General features: G+C 65.2%; 12 protein-coding genes. 7 read left to right on the forward strand and 5 right to left on the reverse strand.

Annotated features, from left to right (window positions below; translation table 11 throughout):
- Nucleotides 1–33: 33 nt before the first annotated feature.
- Together AC6HZP_RS21410 and rpmB are read right to left on the reverse strand one after the other, a co-directional pair.
- Nucleotides 34–672 carry a VUT family protein gene (locus AC6HZP_RS21410; RefSeq protein ID WP_201400941.1) on the reverse strand — a complete coding sequence of 213 codons (639 nt, stop codon included), beginning with the start codon at nucleotides 670–672 and terminating at the stop codon, nucleotides 34–36.
- 10 nt (nucleotides 673–682) lie between these two features.
- On the reverse strand, nucleotides 683–982 hold the full coding sequence (gene rpmB, locus AC6HZP_RS21415) for a 50S ribosomal protein L28 (RefSeq protein WP_201400942.1): 300 nt from the start codon (nucleotides 980–982) through the stop codon (nucleotides 683–685).
- A gap of 259 nt (nucleotides 983–1,241) precedes the next feature.
- Between rpmB and AC6HZP_RS21420 the strand changes: the two genes are divergently transcribed.
- The 7 genes from AC6HZP_RS21420 (at nucleotide 1,242) to AC6HZP_RS21450 (ending at nucleotide 11,249) form a co-directional block, all read left to right on the forward strand.
- A complete protein-coding gene (locus tag AC6HZP_RS21420) occupies nucleotides 1,242–2,105 on the forward strand; it encodes a DUF3108 domain-containing protein (protein ID WP_497524455.1) in 864 nt (287 codons plus the stop codon).
- Nucleotides 2,106–2,339: 234 nt separating this feature from the next.
- Entirely contained in the window at nucleotides 2,340–4,352 is a 2,013-nt protein-coding gene (locus AC6HZP_RS21425) for a DUF2075 domain-containing protein (RefSeq protein ID WP_497524456.1), read from the forward strand.
- Nucleotides 4,353–4,956: 604 nt separating this feature from the next.
- Nucleotides 4,957–8,163 (forward strand): helicase-related protein, encoded by a 3,207-nt coding sequence (locus AC6HZP_RS21430; protein WP_497524457.1) that lies wholly within the window; start codon nucleotides 4,957–4,959, stop codon nucleotides 8,161–8,163.
- A gap of 68 nt (nucleotides 8,164–8,231) precedes the next feature.
- Entirely contained in the window at nucleotides 8,232–8,645 is a 414-nt protein-coding gene (locus AC6HZP_RS21435) for an RNA-binding S4 domain-containing protein (protein ID WP_201400945.1), read from the forward strand.
- A gap of 123 nt (nucleotides 8,646–8,768) precedes the next feature.
- Nucleotides 8,769–9,107, forward strand: coding sequence for a ferredoxin FdxA (gene fdxA / locus AC6HZP_RS21440; protein ID WP_201400946.1), 339 nt, complete (start codon nucleotides 8,769–8,771; stop codon nucleotides 9,105–9,107).
- A 463-nt stretch (nucleotides 9,108–9,570) separates the two neighbouring features.
- Entirely contained in the window at nucleotides 9,571–10,164 is a 594-nt protein-coding gene (locus tag AC6HZP_RS21445) for a CarD family transcriptional regulator (protein ID WP_201404563.1), read from the forward strand.
- A 218-nt stretch (nucleotides 10,165–10,382) separates the two neighbouring features.
- A complete protein-coding gene (locus AC6HZP_RS21450) occupies nucleotides 10,383–11,249 on the forward strand; it encodes an RNA polymerase factor sigma-32 (protein WP_497524458.1) in 867 nt (288 codons plus the stop codon).
- A 185-nt stretch (nucleotides 11,250–11,434) separates the two neighbouring features.
- On the opposite strand, the gene AC6HZP_RS21455 is transcribed toward AC6HZP_RS21450, so the two are convergent.
- The 3 genes from AC6HZP_RS21455 to AC6HZP_RS21465 form a co-directional block, all read right to left on the reverse strand.
- Nucleotides 11,435–11,944 (reverse strand): heme-degrading domain-containing protein, encoded by a 510-nt coding sequence (locus tag AC6HZP_RS21455; RefSeq protein ID WP_497524459.1) that lies wholly within the window; start codon nucleotides 11,942–11,944, stop codon nucleotides 11,435–11,437.
- Between the two features lie 97 nt (nucleotides 11,945–12,041).
- A complete protein-coding gene (locus AC6HZP_RS21460) occupies nucleotides 12,042–12,455 on the reverse strand; it encodes an OsmC family protein (protein ID WP_497524460.1) in 414 nt (137 codons plus the stop codon).
- Nucleotides 12,456–12,504: 49 nt separating this feature from the next.
- On the reverse strand, nucleotides 12,505–12,696 hold the full coding sequence (locus tag AC6HZP_RS21465) for a hypothetical protein (RefSeq protein WP_201400950.1): 192 nt from the start codon (nucleotides 12,694–12,696) through the stop codon (nucleotides 12,505–12,507).
- Nucleotides 12,697–12,736: the final 40 nt, after the last annotated feature.

Raw genomic sequence — 12,736 nt, forward strand, 5'->3', positions numbered from 1 at the left:
CCGAAGCGGGGCTTTTCGTATTCGACGGAACGCCTAGGCCGGGCGCATCTGCGCGTCGGGCCAGGGCAGCACGATCCGCATCAGCGCGCGATAGGGCGCAAGCAGGATCAGCGCGGCGCAGAACTTGACCGTGAGATCGCCCAGCGCCCACGACACCCAACGCGCGGTCTCGACCGAGAACAGGCCGAGCAGCGGCGCCGGCTGCAGCGCGAAGCTGTCATTCGGGCCGAGGAAGGACGCGAACGGCGCGAAGGCGAGCGTGAAGAAGATCGCCGTGTCGAAGATCGAGCCGAACACCGAGGCCGCCAGCGGCGCCCGCCACCAGGCCTGGCGACGCAGGCGGGCGAACAGGCTGATGTCGAGCATCTGGCCGACCAGATAGGCGGCGCCCGAGGCGGCGGCGAGGCGCGGCGTCGCCAGCTTCACCGACACCGCGACGGCGCAGACGAAGCCGACCAGCACGACGAGCCGCGCCACGCGCGGGCCGTAGCGGCGATTGGTCAGGTCGCTGACGAAGAAGGCGAGCGGAAAGGTGAACGCGCCCCAGGTCAGGATATCGGCGAGTTGAAGCCGCCCGACCATGGCCTCGACCGGATACTGGACGAGGACATTCGACAAAACGACAACGGCCGCCATGACGGCGGCCGCAACGATGTAACCCGGCTTGATCATCGAGAGCCCCTTAGGCCGCCGCGGATTCCAGCTCGAGCTTCTTGGCGATGGCGCGCTTCAGCGTCGCCGCGCGGAAGGACAGTTCCTTCGCATCGGCCTTGGCGAGGAAGGCGTCGAGACCGCCACGGTGCTCGACCGAACGAAGGCCGTGAGCCGAAACGCGCAGCTTGAAGCTGCGGCCGAGCGCGTCGCTGATCAGCGTCACGTTGACGAGGTTCGGCAGGTAACGGCGACGAGCCTTGTTGTTGGCATGGCTGACGGTGTTGCCGGTCAGAACGGCCTTACCGGTCAACTCGCAGACACGGGACATGACAAAAATCCTTCATATTCCGCCGCAACGCGCCGGCTTCGGCATCCATCGCGGCAGGGGTATCGGAAAGTGGGCTTTCTCTTAGTCACCGAAGCCACGCCCGTCAAGCTTTCAGGACGCGATGACTAGTGACTAAGACGGGGCAAATCACCTAGAATCGCGCGAAGTGATTTGGGGGCATCATCTAAGCCACGGGACCGACGCGGGGACGAAGGCGAAAAACCCGCACGGACAGGTCTCTTCGACGGAACCATTTCTCATGAAATCGCCCCGCTTCCTCCGCGCTCTCCTTCTGCCGGCCTTCGCCGCGGCGGTCGCCTCGCTCTGCGCGCCCCAGCCGTCGCTCGCCGCCCCCGCCAAGGCGGAAGCGCCGAACGGCCGCGTCGACGCCACCTATAACATCCTGCTCGGCGGGCTGACCATCGGCCGCTTCGCGCTCGACACGGTCTTCGACGGCAAGGGCTACACCATCACCGTGCGCGGCTCGACCAGCGGCGTCAGCCGCTTCGTCTCGGACGGCAAGGGCTATCTGAAGAGCAGCGGCCGCATGGTCGGCACCCGCGTGCTTCCCGCCGCCTACCTGCTCGACACCAGCGAGAACGGCCACCGCAACTCGACCGTCTCGATGCAGATGAACGCCGGCGACATCGTCAACGTCGCCGCCCTGCCGCCGCTCGCCAAGAAGGCCGACCGCGTGCCGCTGCTGCCGCAGCACATGCGCAACATCTTCGATCCCCTGAGCGCCATGATCGTGCCGATGAAGAACGGCAGCACGGCCGGCGCCTGCAACCGCACCGTTCCGGTCTTCGACGGCTGGCAGCGCTTCGACGTCAAGCTATACTACAAGGGCACGGCCGAGGTGGACGGCCAGGCCGGCTCCTACAAGGGCACGGTCATCGTCTGCGGCGCCCGCTATGTCCCCGTCGCCGGCCACCGGCCGACGCGCGAGGCGATCGAATACATGGAAAACAACAAGGCTCTCGAGGTCTGGCTGGCGCCGGTCGAGCCGCTCGGCGTGATGATCCCCTACCGCCTGCAGATCGGCACCGAAGTCGGCATGCTGATCATCCACGCCTCCCGCTTCGTCGGCGAGGCCGAAACCCAGCGCGCCTCGGCGGAGTAGCGAAGGCGGCAGCTTGCCCTAGCTACCGTCCGCGCAGGTCGCTTAAGGCCTTGAGGGTTTTAGGCCACCGTAGCCTCCAAGACGATCGAAGACTCCGGGTGCTCCGCGGTCGGCGCTGCTCGGGTTGATAGTAAAAAATTATATTTTTACCCATACGAATTGTATCAACATTATTCGTCATCGCGAATTGCCGAGTAGTGGGTCAAATTCCCCGCAGGCAATAGCGAACACGGAATGATCCGCAGATCCTACTATAGCCGATCCATTCCTGAGTTCGTTGCGGACACAGAAAGCTCGATCCTTGGCGAACTCGCCAAAGCGCACAGCTTCAGCCTAGAGATCCAACAAACGAATGCCTGGGCCTATCAAATAGCCCACCTGCAGGAGCAGTTCGCCCTTTTTACCGCAGGCGAAGTCTATCTAGAATTCGCGATCCCACGCATGGGCAAGCGGGTCGACACGATCATTCACTATGCCGGCGTGGTTTTTGTGATTGAGTACAAGGTCGGGGCTCGGACTTATGACCGCGGCGCCATAGATCAGGTCCTCGACTACGCTCTGGATCTCAAAAACTTCCATGAGCACAGCCACGACAAGCCGATCGTTCCGATTCTCGTCGCCACCGCCGCACCAGCGGTCCACAAGGACGAAATCTGGTTCAAGGATCAGATAGCCCAGCCGCTCTTCTCCAATGGCAACGATCTGGCAGCTCTTATCGAGCGCGTGGTTCAGGATCGGCGCCCTGCGTCACGCTACGGCCCAGGGGTTAGCGATGTTGCACAGGCCGAAATCGAGATGCCTTGGGCAGAAGGCGGGTATCGGCCGACGCCGACCATCATCGAAGCCGCTCAAGCGCTCTACCAGGGCCACAATGTCGAGGAGATTTCGCGCTCCGACGCCGGCGCGAAGAACCTAACCCTCACGACCAGGGCTCTAAGGGCAATCATCCACCAGGCGCGCACCCACTCGCATAAGTCCATTTGCTTTGTCACCGGCGTTCCAGGCGCGGGAAAGACGCTGGCGGGACTGGATATCTCGACCCAGACGGCCGAAGCCGCCGAAGAGCACGCGGTTTTCTTGTCGGGGAATGGGCCCCTCGTCACCGTCCTGCGAGAAGCGTTGGCGCGAGACGAGGTCAACCGCTCGAAGGCGCGAGGCGCGCCAGTCAACAAAAGCGCCGCTCTCAAACGGGTGAGCGCCTTTGTCCAGAACATTCATCATTTCCGAGATGAAGGCCTACGCAGCAACAAGCCTCCGATCGAACATGTGGTGGTTTTTGACGAGGCACAGCGAGCCTGGAATCAGGAGCATGCCTCGGCATTCATGAAGCAGAAGCGCGGCTATCCCACGTTTGATTGGTCAGAGCCGGAGTTCCTGATCAGCGTCATGGATCGCCGGTCCGACTGGGCCACGATCATCTGCCTGATTGGCGGCGGACAAGAGATTAACACGGGCGAAGCCGGCTTGGTGGAGTGGTTCAACGCGCTGCAGAAACGCTTCCCCGAATGGCGCATCTATCATTCTGGCCACCTCACCCACCCGAATTATAGCTGGGGACAGGACCTCGGTGCCAAGCTGAGAGGGCGCGACGCGACCATTGTCGAAGACCTGCATTTAGCGGTCTCGATCCGCTCGTATCGCGCCGAAAAGCTCTCGGAATTTGTCGGCGCGGTTCTCGACGGGGACGCAAGCCGAGCCCGGAACCTAAAGGGCGGTCTGACCAATTACCCCCTCGCTCTGACGCGCGACCTCAACATGGCGCGCCGCTGGCTACGCGCGCAGGCCCGCGGCTCGGAACGTATTGGACTGGTCGCTTCATCCGGCGCCATGCGCCTCAAGCCAGAAGGCTTGCACGTCAAAGCCGACATTGATCCAGCCAACTGGTTCCTCAACGACAAGGACGACGTCCGCTCCTCCTACTACCTCGAGGAGGTAGCGACCGAGTTTGATATCCAGGGCTTGGAACTGGATTGGACGGCTGTGTGCTGGGACGCCGACTTGCGGCAAGGCCCGCAGAGCTGGAAGCACTATCGCTTTCGCGGCACGAGTTGGCAGAGCGTCAATGAGGAGGTCCGGCGCGCCTATTTGGCCAACGCCTATCGCGTTTTGCTAACCCGCGCGCGCCAAGGCATGATTATCTTCGTACCCAAGGGCTCCTCTGAGGATGAGACAAGACAGCCGGATTTTTATGATCTGACGTTCGAATTTCTGAAGGCGTGCGGCATCGAAGAAGTCGGGTCGGTCTAATATCGCGCGACGCTCCTCGAGTACCCGGTCTGGACCGTGTTTTGGGGTGGCTTTTGAGTTCCCGCCCCATTGTCTCGAATTGGAACAGCCGCCCCCCAATTTGTTAGCGCGCCGCCACACCACGCCACCAACCTCCCGAACCCACTGTCCCGATCGCTGCGATACCTCGTGGCTGAACGGGCAAAACCCACCACCTGTCGTGGGCACGAACCCGGAACTCCGATTCGCCGGCGATTCGTCCATGCTCCGTTCCGGATTCGGTCGAATCGTTAACGGCCGGCGATGGCTTCCCCTTGATCGAATTGACGTTTTGGTAACCCGCTTGTTTCGCGCGGCTCCCGCAAAGGTTAACGTCCCGGCCGGATGTCAGGCGGGCGCAGGCTTTTGCATGGCACTATTTCGTGGCGGTTCCCGCCGCGCCGCACATATATGGTGGTGAACAGAACGCGATTTTCCGCGAGTCAGTGATTCGGACATCGTTTGTTCCAGAAAGGTTCCAAGGTTTAATCGGAGCCCGTCTGCAGGATTGGATCCGGCACCCCATTGTTTCGACATGATACAGGGGCAAGGTCCGAAGCGTTGGAATGGTGAGACTGCCCGCACGATGAATGAACGGTCGAAAGCTACAGGCGCCGGAGCGGGCGGGCGCAACGTCACTGCCGTCTTGGGTCCGACCAATACCGGCAAGACGCATCTGGCGATCGAGCGCATGCTCGCCCATTCGTCCGGCGTCATCGGCCTGCCGCTCCGCCTGCTCGCCCGCGAGGTCTATGGCCGCGTCGTGGCGCGGGTCGGCGCCAACGCTGTCGCGCTGATCACCGGCGAAGAGAAGATCATCCCGCCGCATCCGCGCTACCGCATCTGCACGGTCGAGGCCCTGCCCTCCCACACTGACGCGTCCTTCCTGGCGATCGACGAGATCCAGCTCGCCGCCGATCTCGACCGCGGCCATGTCTTCACCGACCGGCTGCTCAACCTGCGCGGCCGCGACGAGACGCTGCTGCTCGGCGCCGCCACCATGCGCGGCATCCTGGAAAAGCTGCTGCCCGGGATCAACGTCATCACCCGGCCGCGCATGTCGATGCTGACCTATGCCGGCTCGAAGAAGATCACCCGCCTGCCCCGCCGCACCGCCGTCGTCGCCTTCTCGGCCGACGAGGTTTACGCGATCGCCGAACTGATTCGCCGCCAGCGCGGTGGCGCCGCGGTGGTGCTCGGCTCGCTCAGCCCACGGACGCGAAACGCACAGGTGGAACTTTATCAGTCGGGCGATGTCGATTTTCTCGTCGCCACCGACGCCATCGGCATGGGCCTCAATCTCGACGTCGATCATGTCGCCTTCGCGCAGGAGCGCAAGTTCGACGGATTCCAGTATCGCCGGCTGACGGCGGCCGAGCTCGGCCAGATCGCCGGCCGCGCCGGACGCCATACGCGCGACGGCACATTTGGCGTCACCGGCCAGGTCGACCCGTTCGAGGACGAGTTGGTCGAGGCGCTCGAGAGCCACCAGTTCGCCCCGGTCCGCACCCTGCAATGGCGCAATCGCGCGCTCGATTTCCGCACGATCGATAGCCTTCGCGCCAGTCTGGAGCGTCCGCCGGGCCATGAAGGCCTGTCAAAGGCGCCGCCGGCCGAGGACGTCACGGTGCTGGAAATCGTCAGTCGCGACCCCGGCATCCGGGCGCTGGCCAACCGGCGCGAGCGCATCGAACTGCTCTGGGACATCTGCCAGACGCCGGACTATCGGCGCATCGCGCCGGCCAACCATGCCGAGATCGTCGGCGACATTTTCACCTTCGTCGCCCGCGACGGCGCGGTGCCGGACGACTGGTTTCAGCGTCAGGTCGCCTTTGCAGATCGCACAGATGGCGATATCGATACCCTCGCCAACCGCATTGCACACATAAGAACATGGACCTTTGCGGCAAACCGGCCTAACTGGCTTAAGGATCCTCGCCATTGGCAGGAGCGCACGCGCGCTATAGAGGATCGACTTTCCGATGCGCTCCACGAGAGGCTGACTCAGCGTTTCGTGGACCGGCGCACAAGTGTACTGATGAAGCGGCTCAGAGAAAACGCCATGCTCGAAGCAGAAATCACGACCTCCGGCGATGTGCTGGTCGAGGGACAGCATGTCGGAAGCCTGCAGGGTTTCCGCTTCACGCCCGATCCCCAGGCCGACGGCCCGGACGCCAAGGCGATCGCCGCCGTGGCCCAGAAGGCGCTCGCCGGCGAGATCGAACGCCGCGCCGAGAAGATCGGCAACGCCCCCAATCCCGAATTCGTGCTGTCGACCGACGGCACGCTGCGCTGGCTCGGCGCCCCGGTCGCCCGCATCGTCGCGACCGACGACGCGCTCCGGCCGCGCCTGGTGCTGCTCGCCGATGAGGGGCTGACCGGCCCGTCGCGCGAGCGCGTGCAGGACCGCGTCGACATCTGGCTGAAGAGCCATGTCGAGACGCTTTTGAAGCCGCTGTTCGAGCTGCTGGCAGGCATCGAGCTCTCGGCGCCGGCGCGCGGCATCGCCTTCCGTATCGTCGAAGGCCAGGGCGTGCTGGAGCGCTCGGAGATCGCCGAGGAGATCAAGGCGCTGGACCAGGAGGCCCGCTCGGGCCTGCGCAAGCTCGGCGTGCGCTTCGGCGCCTACCACATCTACGTGCCGGCCCTGCTGAAGCCGGCGCCGAGCGCCCTCAACGCCATGCTGTGGGCGCTGAAGAACCACGGCCTCGACGCGCCGGGCCTCGCCGAACTGCCGCAGCTCTCCGCCACCGGCCGCACCACGGTTCCGGTCGACGCGAGCTTCGCCCGCCCGCTCTACCGCGTCGTCGGCTATCGCATCGCCGGCAACCGCGCCGTCCGCATCGACATCCTGGAGCGGCTGGCCGACATCATCCGGCCGCTGATCGCCTGGAAGCCGACTTCCGACAATCTCGTGCCGCCCGAGGGCGCCGTCGACGGCAATGGCTTCACCATCACCGTTTCGATGACCTCGCTGCTCGGCTGCTCGGGCGAGGATTTCGCCGGCGTGCTGAAGTCGCTGGGCTATCGCCTGGACCGTCGCCCGGCCCCGCCCAAGGCGCCCGTCGTCGCGACGGAAACCGCGGTGGCCGAAACGGTTGAGACGGTGACCGAGGCCGAAGCGCCTGTCGCCGCCGAGACGGCCCCGGCCGCCGAGGCTGACGCCGCGCCGGCCGTCGAGACCGAATCGCCCGTGGCGGAGGCTGTCGAAGCCGCTGAGGCCGAGGCGACCGAAGCCGTGGTTGAAGCGCCGGCCGAGGCGGTCGTCGAGACGACCGTGATCGAGACCGCGACCGAGGTCGTGGTCGAGACGACCGAGATCGTCACCGAAACCGTCGCCGAGACTCCGGCCGAGCCGGAAATGATCGACGTCTGGCGTCCGGGCCGATTCGATCGTCGCCCGCAGCAGCGCGACCATCGCCGCGACCGTCGCCCGAACAACAACGCATCGGCTCCGGCCGAAGGCGCTGCCGGCGAAGCAAAGCCGGAAGGCCGCGACGGCCGCGGCCGCCAGCAGGACGGCGAGCGCGACGGCCGTCGCCAGGGTGGACGCCCGCAGCAGCAGCGCGGCCCCCGGCCCGAGCGCGGCGATCGTCCGCAGGGCGAGGGACGCCGCAACCAGGACCGCCAGGGCCAGGATCACCGCAACAAGGGCGGCGATTCCCGCCAAGGCCAGGCGCCGCAGCCGCGTCGCGAGGAGCCCCGGCGCGAGCGTCCGGTCGATCCGAACTCGCCCTTCGCGGCGCTGCTGGCGCTGAAGGCCGACCTCGAGGCCAAGAAGCGCGGCGGCTAGCCGCGCGACAGAAACCAGGCAGCGCGGCGGCTAACGCCGCGCGACGCCGGGACAGACACGGAGCCGCGATGAGCGAGGAGACCGGGCGCCAGCGAATCGACAAATGGCTCTGGTACGCCCGCCTCGCCAAGAGCCGCTCGATCGCCCAGAAGCTGGTGACCGGCGGCAAGGTCCGCGTCAACCGCGACAAGATCGACGCGTCGAGCCGCCTCGTGCGGCCCGGCGACGTTCTCACCATCGCCTTCGAGCGCCAGGTGCGGGTGATCAAGGTCCTCGATCCCGGCACGCGCCGGGGTCCGGCGCCGGAAGCGCAGCTGCTCTACGAGGATGTGACGCCGCCGGCTCCGATCTCGCCATCCGCCCAGCCGCTGCAGCGCGGCGGACCGCGACCGACCAAGCGCGATCGCCGCGCGCTGGATGCGTTCCATTCCGGAACGTCCGGGGACGGCGGAGAGACTTTTCCATCCGACGACGAAGATTGAGAAAACCCGTTCTGCCGAAGCGGGCGATTGCGGCATCCACGATCCTTGCACCGTCCCGCCAAAGCGTTTACCCATCCGGCGTCGGCGAGCCTGGAACGTGTTCGCCGTTCCGAGGAGACGATCGTGCCCTATGTCGTGACCGACAACTGTATCCGCTGCAAGTACACGGATTGCGTCGAGGTATGTCCGGTGGACTGCTTCTACGAGGGCGAAAACATGCTCGTCATCCATCCGGACGAATGCATCGACTGCGGCGTCTGCGAGCCGGAATGCCCGGCCGAGGCGATCAAGCCGGACACCGAGCCGGGCCTCGAGCAGTGGCTGAAGCTCAACGCCGAATATGCCGAGAAGTGGCCGAACATCACCGTCCGCAAGGATGCGCTGCCCGAGGCGGCCGAGTTCGACGGTGTGCCCAACAAGCTCGAAGGGCATTTTTCCGAGGCGCCCGGCGAGGGCGACTGACGGGAACGACCGGCGGGGCGCGATTCGCGCCCGAATCCCGGACGAGGATTCCGGCACGCGGCGCCTTCACGGCGCTGCGACCGCAATGCTTTGATTTTTGGGTATTTTGTGATATATATATCTGACAGTCGGTGACCACCTACGGCGTAACCGCACCTTTTGGCGTTTCGTTCGTGAACAACCCACAGCATTGACACGATAAACCGTGCTGACGCGACTAGCGCGCGACGGCAAGGGGATCGTCGGCAATGCCGTGCACGCGCGCGGACGTCCTGCAGGTGACAAGCGTCTTCCTGATCGGCTGACAAGCGGAATGAGCGGACCCGACCGGTTCGCCTCCGGGACTTGCTTGTCCCGGAACCGGGTCGGAGTCGCATTTGCCATGGATGAGACGGGGAATCGTCAAAATCCGGCCTTTGGCTTGGCGAGCCGGGCCCGCCAATTTAACGGAGTTAATACGCGTATGGCCACCCTCAAGAAGACCACTCTGCGTTCCGATTTCAAGACCGGCGAGCACATCGTCTATCCGGCGCATGGCGTCGGTGAGATTGTCGGTATCGAAGAGCAGGAAGTGGCCGGCATCAAGCTTGAGCTCTTCGTGATCGCGTTCGAGAAAGACAAGATGAAGCTGCGCGTCCCCGTCGCGAAGGCGACGACGGTCGGCATGCGCAAGCTTTCCGATGCGACCACCGTGAAGAAGGCGCTCGAGACCATTCGTGGCCGCGCCCGCGTCAAGCGCACCATGTGGAGCCGTCGTGCCCAGGAATACGAAGCGAAGATCAATTCCGGCGACCTGATCCAGATCTCCGAAGTTGTCCGCGATCTCTACCGCTCCGACACGCAGCCCGAGCAGTCCTACAGCGAGCGCCAGCTCTATGAGGCCGCCCTCGACCGCATGTCGCGCGAAATCGCGGCGGTGAGCGAGATCTCCGAGACGGAAGCCGTCCGCCAGATCGAGCAGAACCTCGCCAAGAGCCCGAAGCGTGGCGGCAAGGCCGACGAAGAAGTCGCAGCCGAAGTCGACAGCGACGACGAGACGCACGACGAGGCCGCATAAGGCATAGGGCCCCCCCGCCCCGCCTCTGCGAACTCACTGATTTTACAGGGAACGCCCGGCCTCCGCCGGGCGTTTTTCTTTTGGGCGACCACCAGACGCGAGGGGTGTTCACGCGGGCTTCCCGTTCGCATCACACCAATGTGTCGCCCATTCTTTGAACCCGATCGTATGGTTGGGGCTTAGCTGGATACGGGGCTGCAAAAAACGGGAGCGGTCGGATGGGCACGTCGACAATCTCCGGGCGACAATTCGTCAAGGCGGCGATGCAGGCGCCCTATCTGGAGCGGGACGAAGAGCACGCTCTGGCGGTGCGCTGGCGCGAGGTCAAGGACCAGGCCGCGCTGCACCGCCTGACGGCATCGCACATGCGCCTCGTCATCGCGCTCGCGGCCCGCTTTCGTCATTTCGGGCTGCCGATGAGCGACCTGATCCAGGAAGGCCATGTCGGCCTGCTGGAAGCGGCCGCCCGCTTCGAGCCGGACCGCGAGGTCCGCTTCTCGACCTATGCCACCTGGTGGATCCGCGCCTCGATCCAGGACTACATCCTGCGCAACTGGTCGATCGTGCGCGGCGGCACCAGCTCGACGCAGAAGGCACTGTTCTTCAACCTGCGCCGGCTGCGCGCCAAGTTGTCGCAGGGCTCGGTCGCCGTCCCCAACCAGCAGATCTATCAGCAGATCGCGGTCGCCGTCGGCGTGACGGCGCAGGACGTCGCGCTGATGGATGCCCGCCTGTCCGGCTCGGACACCTCGCTGAACGCGCCAGTGCACGACACCGAATCCTCGACCTCGGATCGCCAGGACTTCCTGGTCGACGAGATGCCGCTTCCCGACCAGATGGTCGGCGAGGTCATCGACACCGAACGGCGGGTGACGTGGCTGAACGAGGCGATGCTCGCGCTGTCGGATCGCGAGGCCCGGATCGTGCGCGAGCGGCGCCTGCGCGAGGAAGGCGCGACGCTGGAATCGCTCGGCGAGACGCTCGGCATCTCCAAGGAGCGGGTCCGGCAGATCGAGAGCCGCGCCATCGAGAAGCTGAAGGCGGCGCTGCTGCGCGACCACCCCGACCGCGCGACCTTCGTGTGAAGGTCAGGGGATCAGAGACCACGCCCACTTTTTGAACCTCCCCCTTGAGGTGAGGTCGAAAACGCCCTTGCGTTTTCGGGAGGGGGCAACCACGTCGTTTGCGACAGATCCGGCGAAGAACCCCTCCCCAAGACCGCCCGAAGGCGGTCTTGACCCTCCCTCAAGGGGAGGGTTCGAAGCGCCCCCTACGCGGTCCAGACTTCCGGGCGGGCCTCGCCGAGGCCGAGTTCGGTGAGATATTCCTCGATCACCGTCACCACCAGCTTGTGATCCTCGACCTGCGGCAGGCCGGAGACGGTCGCCGTGCCGACCATGCCGACCTTGTCGACGAGGATCGGGAACGAGCCGCCATGGGCGAGGTACTTCCTCGGGTCGACCGCATGGGCGGTGGCGAAGTCGACGCCCTTCTGCCGGGCCCGCTCGCCCATGTAGAAGGAGGAATGGCCGTAGCGGCGCACGACCGCCGTCTTGCCGGCGACCCAGAATTCGTTGTCGGCCGAGGTGCCGGCGAGCGCGCAGTAGTAGAGCCGCTGTTCGCCGCGCGCGATCTCGACCGCGACCGAGAGCCCGTCGCGCCGCGCCCGCTCGATGATGCGCGTGCCGAGCTCGATCGCCGTGTCGTTGTCGAAACGATCGAAGACCAGGCGCCGCTCCTGGTCGAGCAGTTCCTGCAGCAAACCCGGATCGTCGCTCATGTCCTCAGCCCCTCTGTCGGCGCGTCGCGCGCAATGCCAACGGCATCGCATCCGGCAGGGGGATCGTCAATCGCGACGCGTTCGGGGGACCGGCCGATCAGCCGGCTTCGATCTCGGCGCCGGCGCGCAGCGTGTTGCTGACGGTGCAGATCGTCTCCGCCGCCTCGACCAGCTGCGCCTTCTTCGCCGCGTCGAGCGGACCGTCGATCGTCACCGTGGTGACGAAGCGCGCGACGCGGGAGGGCGCGTCCTCGGCCTTCTCCGGGATCACCCGCACGCTCACGCGGTCGATCTCACCGAGCCAGCCCTCGCCACGCGCGGCGATCTGGATGCTGAGCACGATGCAGGAGGAGAGCGAGGCCGCCATCAGGTCGAGCGGATTGAACCCTTCGGCCGAAGGCCGCGTCACCACCGAAAGCCGTCCGCCCGTCTCGCTCGTGACTTCGGGAAGGCTGTCCCGGTCCGCCGAGGCCGTGGCGCCCACGGCCCGGGTCCTGATCGTCGCATTCATGCTCTGTCCTCGAAGCAACCGCCGGCCCGCAGCCGGCGGTCATCGAGTGCTACAGCCACGGCCAATAGGCAAGCGTCCAGACGATGTCGGAAGTCGCGTCATCATCATCGGCCTTGTCGGGATCGCGCGTCTCGACGGCGGGATTTACGGGGGTGGCGACCCGTTCGGTCTTCGGATCGGCAGCTCGAAAGAACGAGAGAAAACGGGGAAGCTCGGAAGCAACGTGGTTGGCCAGTGTCATCGGGTTTCTCCGAAATATGCGCCGCAGAAGCAGGGAACCG

The sequence above is a fragment of the Kaistia sp. SLG-1 genome (assembly GCF_059699055.1).